Genomic DNA, 25,174 nt, shown 5'->3' with positions numbered 1-25,174 from the left:
AGAAGAAAAGCAATGGAATGAAGAGAAGAAAAAAAACACGGCTGTAATAGCCGTGTTCTTGAAAATAAAAAGAAGAGACCTACTATGTAAGGTTAATTTAAAGCACTTAAGGTCAGATTTCCCATGCTGACAGCGACATCTACCTTGGCACCACCACCATTTAGTTTGCCCTGTACCCGATTTTTTTCGCGGCTACCACTGAAGTCACCGAGGTTAGGTAGGTTTACTCTGCTTGCACTCAAGTTAAGATCTAATCCCTTATCCATCGGTAATTGAAGCTGGACCTGTCCGGTGGAAACATTCACCTTTACGTATTTATCGACAGTAAGCATATTTACTGTGGCACTGCCCGCGCTGGTGCCAACATCTATACTGCCGTCGATACGGTCGGCATGGATGCTGCCCCCAGATGTACCAGCGATAAGTTCTCCTGTTATGCCAACCGCTTGAATACTCCCTCCACTGGTTTTAGCAGTTATTTTGCCTTTCAGATCGCTCAAGTTGATAGATCCGCCAGAGGTTAACAAGGTTAATTCTCCCGTGGAGTTTTCAGCAAGTATACTGCCGCCACTGGTTTTTAAGCTTACGTTGTTTTTTAGGTTTTTTGCCTTAATGCTACCACCAGAAGTTGCACCATCCACGGTGCCTTCAATACCTTCTAGCATTAAACTTCCACCGCTGGTCTTCAGTGTTGCTGTAGATGCCTTAGGCACATAGGCCTTGAAAGAAATCGAGAGGGTATTGTTCCAGTTTTTAAAACCTCTTTTAGGTTTTGCATGAGCAATTAGTTGACCGCCATTGGAACTGATCTTCAGATCGTAATCAGCAGCTAACTTCTTTTCAATCTCGTCTTTACTTAAGTGCTTATTACCGTTGTTACTATTCACATATACTTCCAGGCGGGCTTCTCCATCAGCTACACCAGTAACGGTTAAACTGCCACCAGATGTTTGCAGGTCAACCGACCGGATATTAGCATCGCTAAGCGATTGATTGATATGGGGAGTGCCTGAGTCTTGGGCTATTGCCAAAAAACAGCTGCTGCAAAAGGCAATAAAGAAAAGGAAAGTTTTGTTCATATCATTGGTGTTTATCTATAAGACGCTAGATGGAAATAAACGTTGCATAAAATAACAATGTTTTACAAAACTATCCCACAGTGCTCATCACAACCTGCCCGTCCAGCATGCGGATGATGCGGTCGCTATAACGGGCATCATGCTCGCTGTGTGTCACCATAACGATAGTCGTGCCTTGCTCATTAAGTTCCGTTAACAACTGCATAACCTCGTTACCGTTATTGGAGTCAAGGTTACCGGTAGGCTCATCGGCAAGGATTAGCTTTGGGTTGTTCACTACTGCTCGGGCTACCGCTACACGCTGCTGCTGTCCCCCAGATAACTGCTGAGGAAAATGATTGCGACGATGCATGATCTGTACTTTTTCCAATACTTCTTCTACACGTTTTTTTCGTTCAGCTGATGGCACCTTGGTATATATGAGAGGCAGTTCTATATTCTCAAAAACGGTTAACTCGTCGATGAGATTAAAACTCTGGAAAACGAAGCCAATATTATGTTTGCGCAGATCGGAACGTTTACGTTCATTGAACTTGGCTACTTCAATGTCGTTAAAAAGATAGCTACCCTCATCAAGATCGTCCAAGAGACCTACGATGTTGAGTAACGTTGATTTTCCACAGCCAGAAGGGCCCATCACCGCAACAAATTCCCCTTTTTCAACCTCAATGCTGAGATTGTTCAATGCTACCGTTTCCACTTCTTCTGTACGGTAGAATTTTTGGAGGTCAGTTATTTTTATCATTTTTTATGCTTAAGCGTTTTATTTATAACTCATCGACTGCACGATGAGGATCACTATTTAATGTTTAACTCCTGTACCTTATCATAGGTTTCATAACTTGAAGTTACTACTTTTTCTCCGGGCTCTAAGCCTTGAATTACTTCATAATAATCGGGGTTTTGTCTTCCTAATTGAACATCTGCTCTGTAGGCCGTCTTTCCGTCAGCACTCAATTTAAATACCCAATTACCTCCCGTTTGCTGATAGAATCCTCCCTTAGGCAGTAAGACTGCTTTTGTCTCATCACTCAAAGCCAGACGAATCTGTAAGGTTTGCCCCCGACGGATACCTTTTGGTACATCACCTTCAAACTCCATATCCACCTGAAAACGTCCGTTTAATACTTGTGTATATACCTTCCTGATCTTCAATTTATACGCTTTGCCAGACAAGACCACCTCACCATCTAGATCCGGATAAATACGTGAAATATAATGCTCATCAATATCGGCGCGCACTTTAAAGCCGCTTAGGACATCGATCTGGCCGAAACGGTCTCCCGGTACTTTGCTTTGACCGATCTCTGCATCCAAAGCGGTCAGCTGACCGTCAACAGGTGCTCTCACGATGAGATCGTCCACCTTGCGTCGCATTAGTTCCAGAGATGTATTTGTACTACCATAGGTACGTTTACTTTGTTCCATATTACGGCGGTTGATGATCGAGTCTTGCATCACATTTTGCTTGGTTAACTCATACATCTCTTTCTGATAATTATACTCATTCAAAGCCTCTTGATATTCCTGTTTTCCAATGGCTTTTTGCTCATAAAGATGTTTGTTGAGCTCGTATACACGCTTTGCCTCCACTAGTCCGTTATTTGCGGTAGCCAAGCTGTTTTTGTTACTGATCGAAGCTTGCTGCGCTTGAGTTTCTGAAATCTGCGCTTGGGTCAATAGATTGAGCACCTGAGTCTCTTGATTCACTAAGCTTAATTCTAAATCGGTATTCGATAGGCGCATAATAGGATCTCCCTTTTTTAAAACTGCTCCATCTTCAACAAATCTTTCTTCTACACGCCCCCCTTCAGAAGCGTCCAGATAAATCGTGCTGATCGGCATCACCATACCATTTACAGGAATGAACTCTCTAAAGGGGCCTTCCGAAACTTCTGATAAAGTTATTCGCTCCGCATCCACATTTAGCCTTGAATTTCCAGAAGTAAAATAATAACTTGAAAAAATTAACGCTCCTATGCCGACAACCCCTACTAAGGTAGCGATCCGCTTATTTGTCCATCTCTTTTTTGGTAATGCTCTATCCATTTTCGTGTTAATACCAGGTGTTTTTCCGGTTACCTATTTAGCCTACAAGCTTGTGCCATAAAAATACCTATTTAATAATCAGCTTATTAAGCTTTTTCGGCCGAGATGCACTGTTCGATATCGGACACTTTATGTGCGCTTGCGTACAGATTAAATATTGCGTCAATGAAAGCTTTTCTGATTATCAGCCTTTTATTAATAATGGTATAATTGTAGATTTACAAGATGGAGATAAAATCGTATTTCTGTAGAAGAGATCATTTGAAATAAATTAAAAGGCCGACGGCCATTGCCGGGAGCTATAAGCTAGAAAATATGAAACATGCCCGTATACTAATAGTAGATGATGACCCGGATGTTTTGACAGCAGTTAAGCTTCTACTGAAAAGAGAGGTGACAGAAGTGATTGCAGATAAGAATCCCGAAAACATTCCGGCAATTTTGTCACGTGACGCCATAGATCTGGTGTTGCTGGATATGAATTTTAAAAGTGCTATAAATACAGGGAATGAAGGATTGTTCTGGCTGAATCGAATAAAAAAAATCCGACCAGACATGCCGGTCATTATGATCACTGCCTACGGCGCCATCGATTTGGCTGTTACATCGTTGAAGCAAGGGGCTACAGACTTTATTGTTAAACCTTGGCAAAATGAACAACTTTTGAACGTGATTGCCGATATACTCAATAAAAAGCAGTCAAAAAAGAAGCCAGAGCCTTCAAAAATGATGAGCAGCGACCTAATCGGAGAGTCGGAAGTTATGAAATTGCTTTTGCATAAGATCAGTAAGATTGCACCTACCGATGCCAACATCTTAATATTGGGCGAAAATGGAACAGGAAAAGACGTGATAGCAGACATGATTCATCGTTCATCACATCGGGCTGCTATGCCATATGTGAAAGTGGATGTAGGAGCGCTGACTGATACATTATTTGAGAGTGAGCTTTTTGGACATAAGAAAGGGGCCTTTACTGATGCGAGAGAAGATCGCCTAGGGCGCTTTGAAGCTGCAGATAAAGGCACTTTGTTTCTCGATGAGATTGGGAACATCTCCTTGCAACAGCAAGCCAAATTGCTGAGTGTCTTGCAGAACAGACAGGTAATACCATTGGGAAGCAACAAATCCATTCCCGTAGATATTCGCCTACTATGTGCTACCAATATGCCCCTTTCGGCACTGGCAAACGAAAACCAGTTTAGAAAAGACCTCATTTATAGAATTAATACCGTGGAGGTACAAGTGCCTCCGCTTCGGGAAAGAGGGGATGATGTGTTATTACTAGCTCGGCATTTCGTACAGCGTTATGCGCTAAAGTATGCTAAATCTGTTCCCGAGCTGGATAGAAAAACAGAAGAGAAGTTGTTGCGATACCACTATCCGGGAAACGTGCGAGAACTACAATACAGCATAGAAAGAGCTATTATTATGGCCGATGGGGAGACACTAACACCCGAGGATATCATTTTTTCACCGATCGAACGAAATGCCCCTGGAAAAATTGATGAACAGGACGAGTACAACTTGGTTGAGATGGAAAAGAATACGATAATGAAAGTGATTGAAAAGCATAACGGCAACATCAGTAAAGCGTCGCAGGAACTGGGGCTAACACGTACCGCCCTTTACAGACGTTTGAGTAAGTATAATATCTGATGAATCGATTACGTCTTTTGATTATTTTTAGGGCCTTGCTCCTTTTTGCTGTAGTGGTTTTATTTTGTTGGTTACTACTGCGTAATCACTACCTCTATGCTTTACTTTTATTCCCAATTTGTATATGGATATTAACTTTAAATTTTCGGTCTCAACTAAGAGCATGCAGAGAATTGGAAGAATTTGCTGAGGCGGCCCGCTATAGGGATTTTACACGCTTTTTCCCGTTACAGCATGCCGGTCCGGAAATAAAACCCTTAAGAGGAGCATTTAACGAAATTAACGGTGTATTTAAAAAAATAAGTAGTGAACGAGAAACCCAATACCAATATTTACAGAAAATATTGGAACTTGTTAGTACCGCTATCCTTTCCTACGATGAGCGAACTGAAAAAGTAATATGGATGAATGAGGCTTTTAAAGAGCTTTTCAATATACCTTATTTGTCAAAAATTACGGGATTACATAAACGAAACCCAGAACTCTATGAAAAAATTATGCAGATTCCTTCTGGAGAAACGAATTTGTTTACCGTGCCTACACCCAGAGGGATGCTGAAACTACAGCTTTCTGCGAGCAGTTTTCAAACAACCGAAGGTCATTACCGCCTAGTAGCCTTTCAAAACATCAGCGAGGCATTGGATGTAACCGAATCACAAGCTTGGCAAAAGTTGCTACGCGTGCTAACACATGAGATTATGAATTCTATAGCTCCTATTTCTTCGCTGGCTGATACCTTAAAGAAACGATTGGAAGGATTGCCCAACGGTGAGGAGCTGGATGACATCCGTTTGGGAACCGAAACCATAAAACGGAGAAGTGAAGGTCTATTGAAATTTGCAGAAACCTATCGCAGTTTAAATAAAATTTCGCAGCCTACAATTACAACAGTGTACGCTGCAGATCTATTTGAAAATCTCTACCAGCTGATGGAACCTTCACTGATTCAAAAGAATATTGAACTCGATATTATCCTTAAAGATCCTGGATTGCAACTGGCCTTAGATGTCAATTTAATAGAACAGGTGTTAATTAATTTGTTGTTAAATGCTGTTGAAGCCGTTAAGAGCGTGGAGAATCCTTATATAAGTGTTGCTGCTCTTGCAAATAATGGTAATCCACAGATTAAAGTAACTGACAACGGTAGCGGAATACCTCAGGATTTGTTAGAAAATATTTTTATTCCTTTCTTTACCACTCGTAAAAGTGGGAGTGGGGTGGGGTTGACCTTAAGTAAGCAGATAATGTTGGTCCATAAGGGGAATATTGCAGTCCATTCCGAAGAAGGAAAAGGTAGTATTTTTACCTTGCAATTTTAGAAGTTCGGCTCATGCAAGCTTCATTGCCATTTAAAAGAAATTATTCGAATGAAAATATTAATGGTTTGTTTAGGTAATATTTGTAGATCTCCTTTGGCTCATGGAGTACTTGCGCATATGGTCAAGGAAAAAGAACTTGGTTGGGAAATCGATTCTGCAGGTACCGGGAATTGGCATATAGGGCAATGCCCAGATAAACGATCAGTTGCTGTTGCAAAAAAATATGGAGTAGATATTAGCCAACAACGGGCAAGACAATTTAATGAGCGTGATTTTGCAAGGTATGACCATATATTGGTAATGGATCGCCAAAACCTAAGAGACGTAGTAGCCTTAGCTAAAACAGCTGAAGAAAAAACAAAGGTGAAGTTGTTTTTAGAAGATGGCATTGTGCCAGACCCCTACTATGATGATAATTTGTTCGAAACCGTTTATCAGCTGGTCGCATCTAGATGTGAAGTTCTAATAGAAGAATTGAAGGATTAATCCTTCAATTCTACCAATCGGTCTCCCTGCAAAATAGGAATGGTTTGCAGGGTATCTATCTGCAAACAAAAATCAATATCCCGCTGGATATTTAGTTTTTTCAATCGCTGGCTATGAGCACTCTGTGCTAGGAACCCCGATAAGTCTTCTTTGACCGTTTTGTATAGATTCTCTGCCATTATCGAAGCATCATCCGCTTTCTGGTATTTGTCACCTAAGTTTTCTGTTATCGCGCCCGCGTATGCGGTGTCCTCTAAATTGAAATTGTCTTTCCATCCAGCACAAACCAGCAGAACGTTTTCTTCCTGTTGATCGAGCCAATTACAAAGAGCAGTTAAATTTAAAAACGATCCTATTACGACTCTTTTCGCCTCACGTGATAAATGTATGGCTTTCGTTCCATTAGTAGTAGTTAATACAATAGTTCTTCCTGCTACTTTTTCCCTGGTATATGAAAAGGGGGAGTTTCCAAAATCGAAACCGTCTACTATCTCACCATTTCTTTCAGCAGCCAGCAAGTACCCATGATCTTTATAAATTGCGCACGTTGAAACCTCAGCAACCGGAATAATACTTTCTGCGCCATTCGCAAGACCATAACACATTGAAGAGGAGGCCCTAAATATATCGATGACTACTACTATACTGTTTTTTACATCATGCAAATGAAGTAAAGCAGGACTAAGACAAACTGCTATATTTCTCGTTGTATCAAGCAAAACGTGTATTAATTTTAATGTTTCTGAATATATAAACTACTTAATAAAAGGAGGTTTATTTATGGTTGCTTTGACTTTTTTATCCCGAATCTTAATGAAAATATCGGTACCTTCTTTGCTGTACTCCTTTTTAACATAACCTAATCCAATAGATTTTTGTAAAGTTGGCGACTGGGTGCCAGATGTTACTCTTCCAATAACCAGATCATTTGCGTCAACAATTTCGTAGCCATGTCTGGGGATGCCCCGTTCAACCATTTCAAAACCTACCAATTTACGTGTAACACCTTCTTCTTTTTGTCTTTTCAACGCATCGGCATTGACAAAGTCTTTGGTAAATTTGGTAACCCATCCCAAGCCAGCTTCCAAAGGAGAGGTAGTGTCATCAATATCATTTCCATAAAGACAAAACCCCATTTCTAAACGTAGCGTATCTCTAGCGCCTAAGCCGATGGGCTTAATCCCAAAAGGTGCTCCCGATTCGAAAATAGCTTCCCATACTTTTTTGGCATCTTTATTTTCTACATAAATTTCAAAACCCCCTGCTCCTGTGTATCCCGTGGCAGAAACCAACACATTATCTACCCCTGCAAAAACACCTTTTTTGAACGTGTAATATTCCATTTCACCAAGATTAATATCGGTCAAACTTTGTAGGGCCTCAGCAGCTTTAGGACCCTGTACGGCAAAAAGAGAGGTGTTATCAGAAATATTCTTCATTTCTACGCCGTAAGTGTTGTGTTTTGATATCCAATCCCAATCTTTTTGAATGTTGGAAGCATTAACTACCAAGAAATAGGTGTTGGTGTCAATTTTATAAACTAAAAAATCATCTATGATGCCACCGGTTTCATTAGGGATGCATGCATACTGAATTTTTCCGTCGTAAAGTTTTGAAGCATCATTAGAACTTATCTTCTGCACCAACTCCACCGCCTTTTCCCCTTTTAGGATAAACTCGCCCATATGACTTACGTCGAATACACCCACACCTTTACGAACTGTATCATGTTCATCATTGATGCCAGTATACTGAACAGGCATGTTATAGCCAGCAAAAGGAACCATTTTAGCCCCTAATGCAATATGCAAATCCGTTAGCGCAGTAGTCTTCATAATATAAAATGTTTTAAACTTCGCCGCAAACTTAGATAAAATAGCGTTGTCGACCAACTATTTGTTTTAATAAACCATCAAGCTTATTTACAAGAGGTTTGTTGTATCTATTTCACAAGTTTGGTATTATGAAAGTTCCAGTTTTAACTGTGGATCAGTAATTCTAAATGTTTTTCGATGATAGGGCGTGAGGCCATGTTTCAATACCGCATCTCGGTGCTTTTTTGTAGGGTAACCTTTGTTTCTTAACCAGTCATATTCTGGATGTGCGTTTGCAAGGGCATCCATATAATCGTCGCGATAGGTTTTTGCCAGAATAGAGGCTGCGGCGATCGATAGGTATTTGCCATCGCCTTTAATAATACACTGATGTGGAATATTCTTATAGGTTTTAAATCGATTCCCATCAACAAGAATGTATTCAGCTTGTACCTTTAAAGTATCTAAGGCACGATGCATTGCTAAGTAAGATGCATTTAGAATGTTTATTTGGTCAATCTCTTCGGGGCTAGCGCTTGCAACGGCAAAGGCTAAAGCTTCTTGTTCAATTATTTTACGTAGCGTGTAACGCTGCACAGCAGATAATATTTTGGAGTCATTCAATATGTCGTGCTTAAAACTTGGAGAGAAAATAACTGCGGCGGCAAAAACAGGCCCGGCTAAACATCCTCTTCCTGCTTCATCACACCCTGCCTCTAGGTATTGTTCCTGAAAAGTGGATAATAACATTTTTCTTTTATTTATAGCTTTGCGCTATCAAAGGTAAAAAATAGAATGCCTCAACGCTTGTACATTAACCGGAAAAGAGTTAAAATAATATTTATGTTACAATTAAACCCAGGAAACATTATGAAGTCAAAAAAGGCCAGGTCAGAAAAAATGAAAATGGTTAATAGGATTGTTGCGCTAATTTTTTTTACCCTGTGTTTTATTGCTGTATGGGGGCAGAAGATTAAGTCGGTAACACCATCTCAACTAGACTACAGGTCTTCTGTACAAGTGGATGGTGATCTGTCTGATTGGGGAGATTCGTTACGATTCATTTATGATAAGCAACTATTGCAATACGAAATCGCGAACGACGATCATAATCTGTATGTTGCCATGCGTGTACGAGATGGCGCACAACAGATGCAAGCGTTACATCAAGGGTTTAATTTCATGATTAACAAAGAAGGGAAGAAAAAAGAGGGAGCTGCAGTCACTTTCCCCATACCTGATAGAGAGTCGCTAAGAAGCCTGGCGGCAAAAGAAGAAGAGGAAAAACCGGAAGATATGCGTACAGGGATATTGAGCACTGTTCGGGCAATATATGTTAGCGGGCTTGATGATGTTGTAGATGGCCCGATATCACTCGAAAACAATTATGGAATAAAGACTGCCGTAGCAATTGACAGTAGCGATGCGATATGTTATGAAGCTGTTATACCTCTTCAAAGGCTAGGTATAGACCATACTATAGAGAATAAACTGGCTTTTAACCTCAAAATCAACGGTATTGTTATGCGCACAGTAGGCGGTGGAATGCCAGCGAATCGATACAATAGATATGGCGGTTACGGTTATGGTTACCCTTACGGTTATGGGGCACAGCTCAGCAGAAAAGAGGCGCGACAGGAACCTGGAGTATGGGTAGTATTGCCACTGGCCAAACCTAATTGAATACTAAACAGATACTAAACAAACATACAAATAATTAAATGATCATCCGTAAAGCCTTCCAGACGAAACAACTTTATGCTATACTTTTGACTGCATGCTTAACCATTACATTCATTGAACCCGCTTTAACCCAAACAGGCAAAAGTGTTAGTGGAATAGTACAGGATAGCACAGGTTTAAGTGTGATTGCTGCTTCTGTGAAACTCACTTCTCCGTCAGATACGCTTCAGATAAGCACCGATGTAGACGGGAGATTTTCTTTTAAAAATGTCAAGGCTGACAGCTTTAATCTCACAATAACCAGTTTGGGGTTTAGACCTGTAGCTCAAGCTTTTTCGTTCCGAAAAGGTGAAAATCAGCTGAATCTGTCTCCACTGGTGATGGATACAGAGGCAAGGCTTTTGGATGTAGTAACGGTTACGGGTGGGACGTTGATTACGATTAAGGAAGACACCGTAGAATATAATGCGAAAGACTATAGGGTACGGCAGAATGCTATGACAGAAGAGTTAATCAAGAAGTTGGATGGTGTAGAGGTAGATAAAGATGGTAATGTCCAAGCTCAGGGAGAATCTGTAGCGCGAGTTCGGATTAATGGAAAGGATTACTTTGGGGGAGATGTGAAAACAGCAACAAAGAATCTTCCTGCAGACATCATTGAGAAAATTCAGGTTATAGATGATTATGGAGATCAGGCCAATTTAACGGGTAATAGAACAGGCGATCCGGAAAAAATTTTAAATATTACCATTGCCGAAGAAAATAATCACGGAACATTTGGCCAGTTTGGAGCAGGGTTGGGAAATAAGCCTGAGAATATGGACGATAAACATCGTTATCAAGTGGGGGGAATGTTCAATTCATTCACCAACTCCAGTCAGTTATCCATTTTGGGTAACTTAAATAATAATAATAACGAAGCATTTAACTTTGATACAAGGGGTAGCGGAGCGAGGCGCGGTCCCAGAAGACAGGGTGGACCCAGCTTTGGAAATAATACGGATGGTTTAACAGATTCTTATTCTTTTGGAATTAACTATAGAAAAGACTTCAATGATAAACTTTCGACCTATGGAAACTATAGTTATAACCATAGCGACAATACTACCCTTAGCACGAATGAAATCGAAGAAATTTACCCTGGGCAGGACGCTTTGTTCACTAGAGATAATAGTAACACGCATAATATAACCAATAGGCATCGTTTTGACTGGAATCTAGAATACAAACCAAATGACCGCAGTTTTTTTAAGTTATCTCCTACCTTTAGCCTGAATAACGGACACAGCAATTTAGATCGGCAATCTTTGCAGACGATATTGGCGTCGAGCGATACGATTGCTGTTTTACAGAATATAAACGATGATCGGAATTTTGATGCGAGCTATGGCATAAGTGGTTTGTATAATTATAAATTGAATGATAAAGGGCGAAATATTTTTATGAGTTTCTCCTTGAATTCCAGTAAAACGGAACAAGATCAAGACAGAATCTCGACAAGCTTGAGTGCAAATGCGCAAAATCCAGACAGCGTTAATTTCTATCTCAGACAACTGGTCGATATTGATAATAAAGGTTGGAATGGAGGAGCCTCGGTCTCCTATATCGAGCCACTTTCCGAGCGGGCGAATTTGGAGCTCGCTTATGACTATAATTTTGCCGATTATGATAATAATAGAATGGTTGATAGTGTAGACCGTTCTGGTGTCGTTGCTCCATATACCGATTTAAATAATCAGTTTAAGTACACGTTTTCTACGCATAGAGTAGGTCTTACTTACCGTTTCAGGTCGGAAAAAATAAATTATTCGGTAGGCGCGGCGGTGATGCCTACATCGCTTAATGGTGAAAATGTACTGGGAGGAATGCAAGTGACTTCTAATCGTACCGGCTTTTATTTTATACCTGTAGCTCGCTTTGAGTATAAAGCGTCAAGAACCAAGTCTTTTACGGCAGACTATTCGGGAAATGCATCGGAACCTAGCTTTTCTCAGATTCAACCCGTATTAGATATTTCTAACCCCCAGTTTTTAGTGCGTGGAAATCCTGATCTGAATGCCCAATTCAACCATAGTTTAAGAATGCGTTATCGAAACTTTGATTTTACAAGTGGCAATACTTTTTTTGCTATGTTAATGGCAAACGTTATTCAAGATCAGATCGTGAGCAACCGCTCCACTAGTTATTCGGAAGAACTTGGAGCCATTGTGCAGGAAACAAATTACATAAATGCCAACGGATATTATGATGTAAGGGGTTTTTATAGCTATTCCAAGCCTTTTAATAATAGAAGTTATGTGGTTTCCCTAAGGGGGGGAGGTAATTATACAAATAACGTTTCCTTTACTAATTCTATGGAAAATATAGCAAAGAACTGGGTGCTACAGCAAAGTTTAGACGTTCAGATTAATCCAAAAGACTGGTTGGAGTTGAGACCGGGGATCTCTTATATTTTTAATACAACCAGCAACACCATACAAGATTCGCGCAACACGAATATCACCACATGGGCCGCTACATGGAACAGCATCATAACCTTTGCACCGGGTTGGGTTTGGGGATTGGATATAGCGAAGACATCGAACAATGGTTTTGGAAGCTCAGTAGAAGCAAATCCTTTGATAATGAACGGATACGTGGAAAAACAGTTCTTCAAGGCGAAAAATGGAATGCTTAGGTTTTCAGCGTTTGATGTATTCAACCAACAAGTAAATGTTAATCGAAGTGTCACTGAAAACAGAATTTCCGATAGCCGAACGAACAGACTCGCGCGATATTTTATGCTATCCTTTACGTATAGGTTTCAAAACTTTGCTGGCAAGTCTGGAGGATCTTTTGACGACGGAGAACGTGGCCGTTGGGAAGGCGGGGGTAGGCCAGGTGGTCGTCCCGGGGGCTTTTAATGGTAATAGCATTGTTAAAAATGCCCGTTATAGAAAAGGTGTGCGCTGATTAATTGTATCAGAATACATTTTTATCTAAGTTTGCACACCACAATGGATTATCAACTTATTAATTTACCCAATGGTATCCGGGTTTTGCTCAAGCCTGTTAAAAGCATCGTTTCGCACGCATGTATCTTGATTAATTCAGGGTCACGGGATGAGTTGCCGCACCAGTACGGAATGGCACATTTTATTGAACACCTGTTGTTCAAAAAGACCGAACGTAGAAACACCAATCAGATCTTAAATAGGTTAGAGTTGGTTGGGGCAGACTTAAATGCCTATACAACCAAAGAATATACGTGCTTGCACGCGTCTTTTTTGAAAGAACATCTGATGCGTGTACTGGATTTGTTCGAGGATATCGTATTTCATTCGGTTTTTCCGGAAGAGGAAATGGACAAAGAGAAAAATGTTATCCTAGATGAGATCGCCTCTTATCAGGACAGCCCGGAGGATGCCATTGCGGATGATTTTGAGGATGTTCTTTTCAATGGCCACGCTTTAGGGCATAATATTTTAGGAACTAAAGAGAGCTTGACGGCTTTAAACCGACAGGACGTTTTTGATTTTTTAAAACAAAATTATTGTACCAATGAAATTGTTATAGCCATTACGGGAGATTATTCATATAGCAGAATAGAACGGATAGCTACCAGTATCTTTGGGGAATTGCCCATCAATACCAACGAACGTGTACGTACGGATAAACTCAATTATCAAACCAAGCGCTTGGCTTTGGAAAAGCCTATTGGGCAGGTACATACCACCATTGGAAATATTGCCTATGATACTTATCACCCTAATAAAACCGGCTTAATGGTACTGAATAACCTATTGGGTGGAATGGGGATGAGCTCACGGTTAAATCTGCAAATCAGGGAAAAATATGGTATTGCCTATACCATAGAATCTAATTATTCTCCCTATACGGATACGGGGATATTTTCTATTTACTTCGGCACTGACGAAGAGAAATCCCTACGGGCGGCCGTACTTGTCCAGAAGGAGTTGAAGAGACTGCGAGAGCAAAAGTTGGGGCTTATACAACTTCAACAGGCCAAAAAGAAGTTTGTCGGACAGATTGCCCTGGGAGAAGAAAACAGGATAGGCGTGCTGATAACCATGGCTAAAAATCTATTGGACTATAATAGAGTAAATAGTTTGGAAGAGGTTGTAGAGAAAGTTAATGCCGTAAGTGCCCAACAGATATTAGAAATAGCTAATGAGGTGTTTGCCCCCAACGATTTAACTGAACTCAGCTTTGTGCCGGAAAAAGAATAGCGGCTTTTCCCTTTTTGACGTAAATAATTATAATTTTGATGCTTTAAAATAGATGTGCTTGTAAATCGCACCAGCAAACAGAGATATACAAATGAAATTACCTATAGTAGCTTACGGAGACCCTGTTCTTAAACGAAAAGCCGCCGATATAGATCGAGATTACCCTGAATTGAATGTACTCATCGACAACATGTTTGAAACCATGTATGCAGCGCATGGTGTAGGTATAGCTGCGCCTCAGGTTGGATTATCCATAAGATTGTTTGTCATTGACGCGTCTCCTTTTGCTGAAGATGATTCTCCGGAGCTCAAAGATTTTAAGAAAATTTTTATCAACGCGGAGATTTTTCAGGAGGAAGGTGATAAGTGGGATTTTAATGAAGGCTGTTTAAGTATTCCTGACATAAGAGAGGATGTAAGTAGACCAAGCACCATCAGTATCCGTTATTTTGATGAAAATTGGGTAGCGCACGAAGATACGTATACTGGTTTAGCGGCTAGGGTAATACAACATGAATATGATCATATTGAGGGAAAATTGTTTACCGATAGATTAAGCGTGCTGCGTAAGGCTATGCTGAAATCTAAATTAGATGCCATAACTAAAGGGCAGGTGAAGGTCGACTATAAGATGAAATTTCCTTCAACTAAAAAAAGAAAATAGACTATCCGCCAACAATAGGGAGCGATAATTTATAACGAACCGACAAGATGCGAATCAAAAAAATCAAAGATGCACTTACAAAGGCGTTGATATTATCGTTGACTCCTAAACGTACCAGTAAAATAAAAAGTACTGCTCCCGATAGGCACGCTGTGGCGTAGACCTCCTTTCTAAAGATAAGGGGTGTTTCATTCATTAGTGTATCGCGGGTAACGCCTCCCATTACTGCCGAAAACATTCCCAGTACAACGGCAGCACTTTCATGGCTGTCAATAGCCAGCGATTTCTGTACTCCTACAATTGTGAAAAAACTGATCCCAATAGCGTCAAAAAGAAATAGCGTGCGTCGAAGCTGGTTTAGTAGCCCGCGACAAGTAATGGCTATTATAACTCCGGCTAGAATTGCCAACAGATAATTACCGTCGTCAACCCATACCGGTCGGGTGTTCAGAAATACGTCCCGTAAACTACCCCCACCAATAGCTGTTACAAAACCGGTGAAAGCGGCTCCAAATACATCAATATCTCTATCGGCTGCAGCGAGTGCTCCAGATATTGCAAAAACTAGAACGCCAACCAAATCAATAATGTAAAGTGATTCCATATATGCAGGCTTAATGATACGAACTTTGGGTAACGGACAATATCAATTAACAAAAAACAATCAGGTATTTAAAATGTTTAAATAATCCTTGTTGCTAATTAGCTTCGCTCCCATCGATTTTAGGTGCTCACTTTCTATTTGACAATCGATAAGCTCAAACTTTTTTGACAAACAAAGTGATATTAAGGCTAGTTTACTAGTGTTTGGCTGGATAGAAAACATACTTTCCCCACAGAAAATATGTTTTCGCTTTCCACAAATAACCCCATATAATCCACCGCATAGCTGCTCTTTATGCCATATTTCGACGGAAGAAGCTAAACCTTTTGCATGAAGTTCGATATATGCACTTTGCATAGCAGGCGTAATCCAAGTGTCGTCTTGATTAGGACGCGGTATGCTTGCGCAGTTTTTGATAACATCTGCAAATGCTTCGTCATAGGTAATCGTATAGCTCGAAGTGCGAATAAACTTACGCATATTCTTGCTGATTTTTAATTCTTCCGGAAGCAGCACGAAGCGCTGTTTAGGTGCATACCATAAGATAGGAGTCTCTTCGCTGTACCACGGGAAAATACCGTTTGCGTAAGCCATCACCAAACGCTCTGTGCGAAGGTCACCTCCAAGAGCAAGCAACCCATCATCTTCTGCAAGTGATGGGTCGGGAAACCATATTTCATGTCTATCCAACTGGAAAATCATATTATAGCGGTCGATTTTAGGCTTGTTGCAGCCTAAGGGCAGAATAAGCTAATCTTCCTCTTGCCTGGGTTCTTTACTGATTTTATCAAACAATTTATCCATGTGTTCCACATATTCATTGGTGTCGTCTACAAAGAACTCCAATTGCGGAACAATCCTCGCCTGATTCTTAATTTTAGCACCCAGTTTATACCGTATTTCGCCGGCATGACTTTTAATGTTGGCTATGGTTAATTGCGTGTTCTTCGCGTTAAGAAAACTTAAGTATATCCGGGCAATGGCCAAATCTGGTGTTACCCTTACCCTTGTTACTGTTACCAATGTGTCTGGCGCCCATACACTGCCTTCACGTTGAAAAATATCCGCTAAATCTTGTTGTATAACGCTCGCAAACCGCTGTTGTCTTTTACTTTCTGTGGCCATAATATATAAGATTTTTTAGCTGTTAGGTTAAAATTTTTAATATAATAAATTGTTATAAGGATAACGGGCTGTATGAATCTTAATTATTTTATCATACAATATTTGTTTAAAGGCTTCAATGTTATCTTTTCCTGTTGCCGAAATAAAAACAGCTGGACTGCGATGTTTGGCCATCCAACTATTGCTGAAATCCTCAATGGTGATCGCCCTTGGAGATTGTTCGTCATCCCCTTCACCACCCTGCATATCCGTAGCAGAGGGTTTGTAAGCGTCGATTTTATTAAATACGGTTATGACGGGTTTATCGATAGCACCGAGGTCTTTTAACGTTTCATTGACCGTGTTGATATGATCTTCAAAATTCGGATGTGATATATCAACTACATGTACCAAGATGTCTGCCTCTCTTACTTCATCCAATGTAGATTTGAAACATTCTACGAGATGATGTGGTAACTTACGAATAAATCCTACCGTGTCTGATAACAAAAATGGAAGATTCTCGATAACTACTTTTCTTACGGTAGTGTCGAGTGTTGCAAAAAGCTTATTTTCGGCAAATACCTCAGATTTTGACAACATGTTCATAATCGTTGATTTTCCAACATTGGTATAGCCTACTAAAGCGACGCGAATGAGTTGCCCGCGGTTCTTCCTTTGCGTTTCGTTTTGCTTGTCGATTTGTTTGAGCTTCTCTTTTAATAAGGATATCTTATTTAAGATCATCCTGCGGTCACTTTCAATCTGTGTTTCACCGGGACCTCTCATACCAATTCCTCCTTTTTGTCGTTCTAAATGGGTCCACATACGGGTTAGCCTTGGCAATAGGTATTGTAGCTGAGCTAACTCTACTTGCGTTTTAGCTTGTGCGGTTTGAGCTCTGTTTGCGAAAATATCTAAAATGAGATTACTCCGATCTAGGATCTTGACCTTTAATTCGTTCTCTATATTTCGAAGCTGAGAAGGCGATAACTCATCGTCAAATACCACCATATCTGCTTCTTCAGCATTTACGTAAGCTTTTATCTCGTCAAGCTTACCACTACCAACAAAGGTCGCACGGTCTGTTTTTGGCATCTTTTGAGTGAATATTTGTAAGGTTTCTCCTCCGGCAGTTTCAACTAAGAAGGCTAATTCTTCCAAATATTCCTTTTCTTGATCTTCGGTTTCGTTAGGGGTGATGATGCCTACTAGAACAGCCTGTTCGGCTTTTATAGCGGTATCAAAATATTTTTTAATGGCCATATATGCTTTTTTAAAGGTAAATAAAAGTACTAAATATTTAGTACGAAACAATTTTACTGCCGCTCAAATAGAAATCAAACTTAGATAAAATGCTCTGCATTCACGAATACTTCGCAGTTTACAGAAGTGGCTTATTACCGATTTCTCCTCTGCCATTGCGATGCTGTTTATAGAGGAAACCTGCTACGTTAGCACTATATGTAAAACATGATGAAAATGTAGGTTCCATGAGGTCTTTTGAAGACAAACTATTTTCGAATGAAATATGTTGCCAATAGCTTGTTGAAAAAAGATACTGTAAATAGATTACCCAAATCTTGGCTAGGAACCAGGTCGTGTTCTGCCTATCGCAACTCGTTAATGAATTCTATGCGGCGATGCGTGGATTATGGATATTACATGTACATGACTGTTGATTGTTTTTAAGTCTTTTAATGAAATTAGATAAAGAGTGGCAAAGGTACGAAAATTTTAATAGATAAAAAATATTATCATTATGATATTTTCTCCCAGCTGATACCCGGGTTTTGCTTGAATAAGTATTTTCGCAATAATAGGTTTTGCGGAGCAGCTAAATTTGGATCATTTTTGAAGATATTGATCACTAAGTTACGCGCTTCTAGCAAAATCGTTTGGTCTGTGCTTAGATCTGCGAGTTTTAAGTCTAATATGCCACTTTGCTGGGTTCCTGCGATGTCTCCCGGCCCCCTAAGCTTCAAGTCGGTCTCAGCAATTTCGAAACCGTCATTGGTACGAACCATCGTTTCTAACCGTAGTTTACCTTCCTTGCTTAATTTTTTCGACGACATCAAAATACAGAAAGACTGCTCTCCACCTCTACCAACCCGACCCCTTAGCTGGTGCAGTTGTGATAATCCAAATCGCTCAGCATTTTCGATGATCATAACCGTCGCATTCGGTACATTAACACCTACCTCAATCACTGTTGTGGCCACCATTAGCTGTGTTTCACCCTTAATGAAACGCTGCATCTCAAATTCTTTGTCTTTGGGAGTCATCTTGCCATGCACAACACTTATCCTGAAATCAGGTAAGGGAAACTCCCTTATAAGGGCTTCGATTCCGGCTTCGAGGTGCATAAGGTCTAGCTTTTCGCTTTCTTTTATTAAGGGGTAAACGATGTATACCTGCCTTCCTTTAGCAATTTCTTCCCGCATAAAGCCGAACATCCGTAAACGGCTGTTCTCAAATAGATGGAGTGTTTTGATCGGCTTTCTGCCGGCGGGTAGTTCATCAATAACAGAAACGTCCAGATCGCCGTAGAGCGTCATCGCTAAGGTGCGGGGGATCGGCGTGGCAGTCATAACCAGCATATGTGGAGGAATAGCATTTTTTCGCCATAATTTGGCTCGTTGTTCAACACCAAAGCGGTGCTGTTCATCTATAACGACTATCCCAAGGTTTTTAAACTTGACGACATCTTCAATAAGCGCATGAGTGCCGACCAAAATGTTGAGATCACCACTTTCAAGGCTCTGATGCATTAATAGACGCTCTTTCTTAGGAGTGGAGCCAGTCAGCAATTTTAAAGACACCGGTAGATCTTTCAACAACTCGGCAAGGTTATTATAGTGTTGCTGTGCCAAAATCTCTGTCGGAGCCATCATACATGCTTGGCACCCATTATCTACTGCTAGAAGCATCGTCATTAGTGCTACAACGGTTTTGCCGCTGCCGACGTCACCTTGCAATAAACGGTTCATTTGTGCACCCGTATGCGTATCATGTCTGATTTCTTTGAGCACTCGTTTCTGCGCGTTTGTTAAGGGAAAAGGTAGACGGTCCTTATAGAAGAGATTAAAAGAGGCTCCTACACGATCGAAGAGATGCCCCTTGAATTTTTGTGTTTGTAAAAGCTTATTCTTGAGGAGTTTGAGTTGAATAAAAAACAGTTCTTCAAACTTCAGACGTTTCTGAGCAGCTTGTAAGTCTTGCTGGTTAGACGGAAAATGAATACTTAGAAGTGCTGCTCCCTTTTCAAGTAAGTGATGTTTTTTTAATATATATTCAGGGATATTCTCTTCCACTTTTTTTATGGCCCATGTGATGAGGTTCTCCTGTAAGCGCTGTATTCCTTTGGAATCTAATGAGAATTGCTTAAGTTTTTCTGTTGATCGGTAAACGGGCTGTAAACTAGGGTTTCCGGTTTTCTTTGCTGTAGGGTTGTAAAGTTCCATTTCCGGATGAGTCATAGAAAGAAGTCCTTTAAATAGGGTCGGTTTGCCAAAAATTATATAGACAGCACCAACCTTTAGTCCTTTTTCCAGCCACCGTATACCCTGAAACCAAACAAGTTCCATGGTTCCGGTTTCGTCTTTGAACTGTGCAACTAATCTTTTAGCTCGCTTTTGTCCCACCGTCTCAACATGCAGTAAACGGCCAATGACCTGCACTGAGGGAAGGTCTGGCTGAAGTTGATTGATCTTATAAAAGCGCGTTCGGTCTATATAGCGAAAAGGATAGTAGCTGATGAGATCGCCGAAAGTAAATATATTGAGTTCTTTCTTTATTATATCAGCTCGTTGCGGTCCTACGCCTTTTAGGTATTCAATAGGAGTATGAAACGAATGCTCAATCACGATGGATTATGTTTTTTTCACTAAAGCTTGTTTCGCTAGTCTTTCCAAGCAATCAAGGATATTTCTACATTAACACCTTTAGGTAGAGCGCTAACAGCCACTGTTTCACGTGCAGGAGCGTTTTCCGTGAAATATTCGGCATAGACGTCGTTAACTATAGAGAAATTTGCCATATCCGTTAAAAAAATACTTGTCTTAACCACATCTGCTAGTGAGTAATCCGCCTCTTTGAGTATGGCACGTATATTCTCCAGGACCTGTTTAGCCTCGTCGGCAATTCCTCCGGAAACAAGTTCGCCGCTTTCTGGAGAAAGTGCAATCTGTCCAGAGATATATAAGGTGTTTCCAGCCCTGATTGCTTGATTATAGGGGCCTATAGGTGCTGGCGCATGTATGGTATTAATTATTTCTTTCATTTGTATGATTTTTGTTTAAGTACTTACCGATAAAAATCTGTTGATGACTATTGTAATTGGTTGTAATCTCTATTAGAAAAATAACCAATCGATAATTTTATATAATACTCCTAAAATAAAGATGGTAATGGCTATTTTATTTATGGTGTGCATCACCCTTAAGTTAAAGCTTTTAGGCATAGTTCTTTGATCTTTTTTTTGAGAGGAGCGCATGTACGAAGTTAGCATGGATTGCTGATATTTCAAAGCACACATTATAGGAAATAAAAGAAAGCCCTCGGAGTATATACTCCGAGGGCTTTTTATAATAAACTGCTTATATAGACAGAATTATTTTTTGAATTGTACGTTACGGTTCAATTGACGACCTTCTTCTGTTGCGTTAGAAGCAACTGGTTTTAATTCACCGTTACTTACAACGTTAACTTGATCAGCCGCAACACCAGAGTTAACTAAGTAATTTTTTACAGAGTTAGCGCGATCTAAACCTAACTGGTAGTTGTAATCTTCTGTACCTTCTTCAGAAGCATTACCTTCTAAAGTAAGTGTAGCACCACTTTCACGTAAGTCAGCAGATACTTGATCTAACGTTGGGTAAGAGCTAGTTTTTAATACAGAGCTATCAAATTCAAACTGAATGTTTGGATAAGAACCTGTTGAAAGAGATGCTGTATCTGGCTCAGGGAATTTGATAGGACATCCAGAACCGTCAACTTGTGTACCAGCAGGTGTGTTAGGACATTTGTCAAACTTGTCAGCCACACCGTCACCATCAGAGTCAGTGCTTAATGCTTCAACAGTAGATTCTAATGCACTTACACGTTGCTTTAATGCATCAACCTCGTTTCTCAATTCAGGATCTTTCAACTCATCATAAAGCGTTGCAACTGGGTTAGCCCAAGTTAAGTCTTCTTTGTCTCTGCTTCCCAATGAGAATTCAAGACCTGCATGAGTGTAAGAGAATTTGTCGCTTGACGTGTTTCCAACAACTGGTCCGAATAAACTTCTGCTGTCAGTAAAGTTCATCGTGTAACCCAAATCTAGCGCTACGCGATCTGAGAGCTTAAATTTAAGACCTAAACCAACAGGAACAAAAGACGTTCTGCTATAGTCTTTATCTCCTTGGAAGTCTCTGTTGAAAGGATCTTGACCCCAATTGCCTTTGTTGTCCCAAGCAGTACCTGTAGCGTCGTTGTTCGCATACATTACTGGATTGAAAGCCATCAAACCAAAACCTACGCTTGCGTAGAAGTTAACGGCGTTTTCTCTTCTTAAGAAGTCAATTGTTGCGAATTGGAATACGCCATTTAAGCTAACGGCATACTGTACATCTGTCTCGGCCGATTGGTAAGTTTGATTTGGGTCAGCACCTGCAGCAGGCCAAGAAGCAGTCTCTGTAAGACCATCTTGGTTGTGAGCGAAGATACGACCTCTGTTCGCATCTAATTGCAAACCAAACCAGCTAGAGAATTGCTTACGAACATTAATTCCGTAGTATTCTCTTACAGGATGTTCAAATAGGCCAACTTGTCTGCCGAAAGAGTTGGATCCCCCAACCAATACGTTAGGAGAAGTTATACCTCCATTGACACCAATGGACCAAGTTCTGTATTGGCTTCTTCCGCCAAATACTTTAGTGTCTTGTGCTTGAGCTGCCCCAGTGAAACCTAAGGCGGCAATCAAAGAGCAAGTAACTGCTTTTTTGATTGTAGAATAGTTCATACTTCGTTTTCTTTAAAGGTTAAACAGTTTTTAATTGTATAATTTAAATACAAAAATAGTTATTAGTTTTATTCATGCAATATCAGCAAATACTATTCCAAAAAAAAAAACACCCCCTGTATGTGTTTTGAATTGTCTTTTTGAGCATTATTACCTATTATTATGCATTGTAATTAGCTGTTTTTAAGCTCTTTGTGTATGTATTGTTTTCGTGGTTAATTAATAAAAATATTAGAAAAAAAGTCAGAAAAAATAGATAAACCTTTGGTTTTGATACAAAGAGAATGTCTAATATAACGACCATATTGACTTAAATATAGTACAATCACCCCCTTTTTTGCTATTTTCCCTGTTTACCTTGTTTAATATGTTGTCTGACTTTTTTTGCTAACCTTACTTTTAAGTAGACTAAAAGTGCGATACCGATTATACATCCACCCAGGATAAAAAATTGTTTCTCATTGTAGGCAGCTATACTACAATAGGCAAGTACCAGTATCCCGATATTGAGGAATATATTGTATAAAATATGTTTGGTCATAATTAATACACGGGCATATTTGGATCAAAAGCTTCTCTCCAGGCTAATATACCACCCTGTAAATTTGCGAGGTTCGTGTATCCTTCTCGCTCTAAAAGCAATATTGCCTGTGCACTGCGCTTACCACTTCTACAGTGAACGATTACGGGTTTTTCTTTGCTGATTTTATCTTTTTCAAGTAATACTTCTGCCAAGGGAATGTTTAAACCATCGAGATTTGATGTTTCATACTCAAATTCTTCGCGTACATCTATTAGCTGAAAATCTTCTTGCTGATCGATTTTCTGTTTTAGTTCTTCAACAGTTATTTCTTTCATTGTAGAATATTTAAAAGGTTCTTTTTATTGTGCCAAAGCTATGGATTTTGTTTAACTTTATCGCTAGTAATATGTCAAACTAAGATCAATTGATTTTAACGCATTCATCCGTTATCCCGTGCCTAAATAAGTTTTTAAAATTATTGCGCAATTTACATAGATTGTATATAAAATCCTACTTGTCAAAGGCTTATTTGAATAAATGAATTTGTTTGTCCCAAACCGATCGGTAAAGGATTGATTTTGATTTAGACATGCCTCTTGAATAACACGATCATTAATGGATTAAAATTGAATAAGATGAAAAAATATCTATACGTACTGATTGGTTGCTTTCTGTTAGGAGCATGCACGGCACAAAGGCAGTATCGCGTGCCCCTAAATGAGACAGAAGTTTATCAGGTGATTGCTGCTTTGGCGGACGATAGCATGCAAGGACGAGCGGTATTTACAGAGGGAATTGAACAAGCCGCGGATTATATTTCATCAGCGTTTCAGCAAGCAGGGCTTGCTGAAAGCTTTCTGAATACGAAAGGAGGAGGGTATCGCCAAACGTTTGACGTCATACAGGTGCAGCCGTCTACCTGCGAAATCACAATCGACGGAGAATTGATAGCAGACAAGAATGCTTTTGTAATAAGTGATCAGGCTGGTGTTAATTGGAATGCTAACCCAGAGGTGGAAGTGATAACTATACCAAAAGGGAGTGATTTTAAGCAAGTTTATCGAGAAATAGTATCCAAAGGTAAAGATGTATTAGCTTACGTAGATGAGAGTTTTGCTGCTGAATTTGCTTCGTTAAGACAATACATTCAAGCCGGGAGAATCATTCCGGTAGATGAGGAAGAAGAACGTGGATCATCGGTATTTGTCTTAAAAAACAATGGATCAAGTTCTTTTCGAGTAAATTACTCAGGAACTGTTAGCAGACAGCAGCTTTTTAATGTGGTCGGTATGTTAAAAGGAAAATCAAGACCAGATGAATACGTAATATTTTCAGCACATTACGATCATTTAGGCGTGATAGAGCCTGTTGGAAAAGATTCTATTGCCAATGGAGCGGATGATGACGCCTCCGGGGTAACAGCGGTTATTAGTTTGGCTAAGTTATTCGCCAAGGAACATGATAATGAACGATCTTTGATTTTTGCTGCTTTTACTGCTGAAGAGTCCGGAGGATACGGCTCACAATTTTTCTCTAAGCAATTGGATCCGGAAAAAATAGTGGCCATGATAAATATGGAGATGATAGGTAAAGATGCCAAATTTGGACCCAATTCCGTATACTTAACAGGCTATGAAAAATCTGATCTGGGAAAGATTTTACAGACTAATGTGGAGAAAACTGGTTTTACTTTCCATCCTGATCCGTACCCGGAACAAAATTTATTCTATCGAAGTGATAATGCTACGCTAGCAGCATTGGGAGTTCCTGCTCATACAGTATCAACCGTACAAATCGATAAAGATAAGTATTATCATACAGTACACGATGAATTGAAAACACTCGATGTCAAAAATATTATTTCATCTATCCGTGCGGTCGCATTGGGTACCCGGTCAATTATAGCCGGCAAAGATACACCGTCTAGAATACCCCAGGTACAACTTAACAAATAGAA

The 25,174-nt window shown here is 40.0% G+C and carries 24 protein-coding genes; 8 read left to right on the top strand and 16 right to left on the bottom strand.

Annotated elements, in window-relative coordinates; all coding sequences use genetic code 11:
- Window positions 1-92: 92 nt before the first annotated feature.
- The 3 genes from H8S90_RS04845 to H8S90_RS04835 all read right to left on the bottom strand — a co-directional run bounded on the left by H8S90_RS04845 (window position 93) and on the right by H8S90_RS04835 (window position 3,128).
- Window positions 93-1,079, bottom strand: coding sequence for a DUF4097 family beta strand repeat-containing protein (locus H8S90_RS04845; RefSeq protein ID WP_187341456.1), 987 nt, complete (start codon window positions 1,077-1,079; stop codon window positions 93-95).
- Between the two features lie 70 nt (window positions 1,080-1,149).
- Window positions 1,150-1,824 (bottom strand): ABC transporter ATP-binding protein, encoded by a 675-nt coding sequence (locus tag H8S90_RS04840; RefSeq protein WP_187341455.1) that lies wholly within the window; start codon window positions 1,822-1,824, stop codon window positions 1,150-1,152.
- Window positions 1,825-1,877: 53 nt separating this feature from the next.
- On the bottom strand, window positions 1,878-3,128 hold the full coding sequence (locus tag H8S90_RS04835; RefSeq protein ID WP_187341454.1) for an efflux RND transporter periplasmic adaptor subunit: 1,251 nt from the start codon (window positions 3,126-3,128) through the stop codon (window positions 1,878-1,880).
- Between the two features lie 315 nt (window positions 3,129-3,443).
- Here H8S90_RS04835 and H8S90_RS04830 point away from each other — a divergent pair, with 315 nt between their 5' ends.
- The 3 genes from H8S90_RS04830 to H8S90_RS04820 all read left to right on the top strand — a co-directional run bounded on the left by H8S90_RS04830 (window position 3,444) and on the right by H8S90_RS04820 (window position 6,592).
- Window positions 3,444-4,787: a sigma-54 dependent transcriptional regulator gene (locus tag H8S90_RS04830; protein WP_187341453.1), complete on the top strand. Its 1,344-nt coding sequence runs from the start codon at window positions 3,444-3,446 to the stop codon at window positions 4,785-4,787.
- Between the two features lie 173 nt (window positions 4,788-4,960).
- Complete coding sequence (locus H8S90_RS04825) at window positions 4,961-6,106, top strand: PAS domain-containing sensor histidine kinase (protein ID WP_255501825.1); 1,146 nt, start codon at window positions 4,961-4,963, stop codon at window positions 6,104-6,106.
- Window positions 6,107-6,154: 48 nt separating this feature from the next.
- Complete coding sequence (locus tag H8S90_RS04820) at window positions 6,155-6,592, top strand: low molecular weight protein-tyrosine-phosphatase (RefSeq protein ID WP_187341451.1); 438 nt, start codon at window positions 6,155-6,157, stop codon at window positions 6,590-6,592.
- Here the strand turns inward: H8S90_RS04820 and H8S90_RS04815 are convergent.
- The 3 genes from H8S90_RS04815 to H8S90_RS04805 form a co-directional block, all read right to left on the bottom strand.
- Window positions 6,589-7,311: a 2-phosphosulfolactate phosphatase gene (locus H8S90_RS04815; RefSeq protein ID WP_187341450.1), complete on the bottom strand. Its 723-nt coding sequence runs from the start codon at window positions 7,309-7,311 to the stop codon at window positions 6,589-6,591. The two genes, H8S90_RS04820 and H8S90_RS04815, sit on opposite strands and share 4 nt — an antisense overlap.
- A 36-nt stretch (window positions 7,312-7,347) precedes the next feature.
- Window positions 7,348-8,427, bottom strand: coding sequence for a glycine cleavage system aminomethyltransferase GcvT (gene gcvT / locus H8S90_RS04810; protein ID WP_187341449.1), 1,080 nt, complete (start codon window positions 8,425-8,427; stop codon window positions 7,348-7,350).
- Window positions 8,428-8,553: 126 nt separating this feature from the next.
- Window positions 8,554-9,156, bottom strand: a complete 603-nt coding sequence (locus tag H8S90_RS04805) for a ribonuclease HII (protein ID WP_187341448.1) — start codon at window positions 9,154-9,156, stop codon at window positions 8,554-8,556.
- Window positions 9,157-9,276: 120 nt separating this feature from the next.
- Between H8S90_RS04805 and H8S90_RS04800 the strand changes: the two genes are divergently transcribed.
- The 4 genes from H8S90_RS04800 (at window position 9,277) to def (ending at window position 14,982) form a co-directional block, all read left to right on the top strand.
- The gene (locus H8S90_RS04800; protein WP_187341447.1) at window positions 9,277-10,089 is read left to right on the top strand and encodes a hypothetical protein; all 813 of its coding nucleotides are present in this window, start codon (window positions 9,277-9,279) and stop codon (window positions 10,087-10,089) included.
- A gap of 38 nt (window positions 10,090-10,127) precedes the next feature.
- Window positions 10,128-12,992, top strand: a complete 2,865-nt coding sequence (locus tag H8S90_RS04795; RefSeq protein WP_187341446.1) for a TonB-dependent receptor — start codon at window positions 10,128-10,130, stop codon at window positions 12,990-12,992.
- Between the two features lie 93 nt (window positions 12,993-13,085).
- A complete protein-coding gene (locus H8S90_RS04790) occupies window positions 13,086-14,318 on the top strand; it encodes a pitrilysin family protein (RefSeq protein WP_187341445.1) in 1,233 nt (410 codons plus the stop codon).
- A 91-nt stretch (window positions 14,319-14,409) separates the two neighbouring features.
- Window positions 14,410-14,982, top strand: coding sequence for a peptide deformylase (gene def, locus H8S90_RS04785; protein WP_187341444.1), 573 nt, complete (start codon window positions 14,410-14,412; stop codon window positions 14,980-14,982).
- A 1-nt stretch (window position 14,983) separates the two neighbouring features.
- Here def and H8S90_RS04780 read toward each other — a convergent pair whose 3' ends face one another.
- From H8S90_RS04780 to H8S90_RS04745, 10 genes are all read right to left on the bottom strand, one after another.
- Window positions 14,984-15,586: a trimeric intracellular cation channel family protein gene (locus H8S90_RS04780; RefSeq protein WP_187341443.1), complete on the bottom strand. Its 603-nt coding sequence runs from the start codon at window positions 15,584-15,586 to the stop codon at window positions 14,984-14,986.
- Between the two features lie 60 nt (window positions 15,587-15,646).
- Window positions 15,647-16,288, bottom strand: a complete 642-nt coding sequence (gene aat / locus H8S90_RS04775; RefSeq protein WP_187341442.1) for a leucyl/phenylalanyl-tRNA--protein transferase — start codon at window positions 16,286-16,288, stop codon at window positions 15,647-15,649.
- Window positions 16,289-16,336: 48 nt separating this feature from the next.
- Window positions 16,337-16,711 (bottom strand): 30S ribosome-binding factor RbfA, encoded by a 375-nt coding sequence (gene rbfA / locus H8S90_RS04770; RefSeq protein ID WP_187341441.1) that lies wholly within the window; start codon window positions 16,709-16,711, stop codon window positions 16,337-16,339.
- A 36-nt stretch (window positions 16,712-16,747) separates the two neighbouring features.
- Window positions 16,748-17,956 (bottom strand): GTPase HflX, encoded by a 1,209-nt coding sequence (gene hflX / locus H8S90_RS04765; protein WP_187341440.1) that lies wholly within the window; start codon window positions 17,954-17,956, stop codon window positions 16,748-16,750.
- 494 nt (window positions 17,957-18,450) lie between these two features.
- Window positions 18,451-20,556, bottom strand: a complete 2,106-nt coding sequence (gene recG, locus H8S90_RS04760; RefSeq protein WP_187341439.1) for an ATP-dependent DNA helicase RecG — start codon at window positions 20,554-20,556, stop codon at window positions 18,451-18,453.
- Between the two features lie 35 nt (window positions 20,557-20,591).
- Window positions 20,592-20,972 (bottom strand): RidA family protein, encoded by a 381-nt coding sequence (locus H8S90_RS04755; protein WP_187341438.1) that lies wholly within the window; start codon window positions 20,970-20,972, stop codon window positions 20,592-20,594.
- A gap of 72 nt (window positions 20,973-21,044) precedes the next feature.
- A complete protein-coding gene (locus H8S90_RS26400; RefSeq protein ID WP_370525694.1) occupies window positions 21,045-21,185 on the bottom strand; it encodes a DUF6728 family protein in 141 nt (46 codons plus the stop codon).
- 117 nt (window positions 21,186-21,302) lie between these two features.
- On the bottom strand, window positions 21,303-22,694 hold the full coding sequence (locus tag H8S90_RS04750) for an OmpA family protein (protein WP_187341437.1): 1,392 nt from the start codon (window positions 22,692-22,694) through the stop codon (window positions 21,303-21,305).
- 340 nt (window positions 22,695-23,034) lie between these two features.
- Window positions 23,035-23,235 (bottom strand): DUF6358 family protein, encoded by a 201-nt coding sequence (locus H8S90_RS26395; RefSeq protein WP_222852239.1) that lies wholly within the window; start codon window positions 23,233-23,235, stop codon window positions 23,035-23,037.
- A gap of 2 nt (window positions 23,236-23,237) precedes the next feature.
- Window positions 23,238-23,552, bottom strand: coding sequence for a rhodanese-like domain-containing protein (locus H8S90_RS04745; protein WP_187341436.1), 315 nt, complete (start codon window positions 23,550-23,552; stop codon window positions 23,238-23,240).
- 300 nt (window positions 23,553-23,852) lie between these two features.
- Here H8S90_RS04745 and H8S90_RS04740 point away from each other — a divergent pair, with 300 nt between their 5' ends.
- Window positions 23,853-25,172, top strand: a complete 1,320-nt coding sequence (locus tag H8S90_RS04740) for a M20/M25/M40 family metallo-hydrolase (protein WP_187341435.1) — start codon at window positions 23,853-23,855, stop codon at window positions 25,170-25,172.
- The last annotated feature ends 2 nt before the right edge of the window (window positions 25,173-25,174 follow it).

It is taken from the genome of Olivibacter sp. SDN3 (assembly GCF_014334135.1).
In the GTDB taxonomy this organism is placed as follows: domain Bacteria; phylum Bacteroidota; class Bacteroidia; order Sphingobacteriales; family Sphingobacteriaceae; genus Olivibacter.
The sequence above is the reverse complement of the archived record's forward strand: the minus strand, read 5'-3'. Positions and strand labels throughout refer to the sequence as shown.

What these genes read in the sequence shown, in the direction of transcription:
- gcvT (WP_187341449.1), bottom strand. Translation starts at nt 8,427, where the DNA reads ATGAAGACTACTGCGCTAACGGATTTGCATATTGCATTAGGGGCTAAA.
- H8S90_RS04795 (WP_187341446.1), top strand. Translation starts at nt 10,128, where the DNA reads ATGATCATCCGTAAAGCCTTCCAGACGAAACAACTTTATGCTATACTT.
- H8S90_RS26400 (WP_370525694.1), bottom strand. Translation starts at nt 21,185, where the DNA reads ATGCGCTCCTCTCAAAAAAAAGATCAAAGAACTATGCCTAAAAGCTTT.
- hflX (WP_187341440.1), bottom strand. Translation starts at nt 17,956, where the DNA reads ATGGCCATTAAAAAATATTTTGATACCGCTATAAAAGCCGAACAGGCT.
- H8S90_RS04755 (WP_187341438.1), bottom strand. Translation starts at nt 20,972, where the DNA reads ATGAAAGAAATAATTAATACCATACATGCGCCAGCACCTATAGGCCCC.
- H8S90_RS04740 (WP_187341435.1), top strand. Translation starts at nt 23,853, where the DNA reads ATGAAAAAATATCTATACGTACTGATTGGTTGCTTTCTGTTAGGAGCA.
- aat (WP_187341442.1), bottom strand. Translation starts at nt 16,288, where the DNA reads ATGATTTTCCAGTTGGATAGACATGAAATATGGTTTCCCGACCCATCA.
- def (WP_187341444.1), top strand. Translation starts at nt 14,410, where the DNA reads ATGAAATTACCTATAGTAGCTTACGGAGACCCTGTTCTTAAACGAAAA.
- H8S90_RS04780 (WP_187341443.1), bottom strand. Translation starts at nt 15,586, where the DNA reads ATGGAATCACTTTACATTATTGATTTGGTTGGCGTTCTAGTTTTTGCA.
- H8S90_RS04790 (WP_187341445.1), top strand. Translation starts at nt 13,086, where the DNA reads ATGGATTATCAACTTATTAATTTACCCAATGGTATCCGGGTTTTGCTC.
- H8S90_RS04845 (WP_187341456.1), bottom strand. Translation starts at nt 1,079, where the DNA reads ATGAACAAAACTTTCCTTTTCTTTATTGCCTTTTGCAGCAGCTGTTTT.
- H8S90_RS04745 (WP_187341436.1), bottom strand. Translation starts at nt 23,552, where the DNA reads ATGAAAGAAATAACTGTTGAAGAACTAAAACAGAAAATCGATCAGCAA.
- H8S90_RS04820 (WP_187341451.1), top strand. Translation starts at nt 6,155, where the DNA reads ATGAAAATATTAATGGTTTGTTTAGGTAATATTTGTAGATCTCCTTTG.
- H8S90_RS04835 (WP_187341454.1), bottom strand. Translation starts at nt 3,128, where the DNA reads ATGGATAGAGCATTACCAAAAAAGAGATGGACAAATAAGCGGATCGCT.
- rbfA (WP_187341441.1), bottom strand. Translation starts at nt 16,711, where the DNA reads ATGGCCACAGAAAGTAAAAGACAACAGCGGTTTGCGAGCGTTATACAA.
- H8S90_RS04830 (WP_187341453.1), top strand. Translation starts at nt 3,444, where the DNA reads ATGAAACATGCCCGTATACTAATAGTAGATGATGACCCGGATGTTTTG.
- H8S90_RS04800 (WP_187341447.1), top strand. Translation starts at nt 9,277, where the DNA reads ATGAAGTCAAAAAAGGCCAGGTCAGAAAAAATGAAAATGGTTAATAGG.
- H8S90_RS04805 (WP_187341448.1), bottom strand. Translation starts at nt 9,156, where the DNA reads ATGTTATTATCCACTTTTCAGGAACAATACCTAGAGGCAGGGTGTGAT.
- H8S90_RS26395 (WP_222852239.1), bottom strand. Translation starts at nt 23,235, where the DNA reads ATGACCAAACATATTTTATACAATATATTCCTCAATATCGGGATACTG.
- H8S90_RS04840 (WP_187341455.1), bottom strand. Translation starts at nt 1,824, where the DNA reads ATGATAAAAATAACTGACCTCCAAAAATTCTACCGTACAGAAGAAGTG.
- H8S90_RS04750 (WP_187341437.1), bottom strand. Translation starts at nt 22,694, where the DNA reads ATGAACTATTCTACAATCAAAAAAGCAGTTACTTGCTCTTTGATTGCC.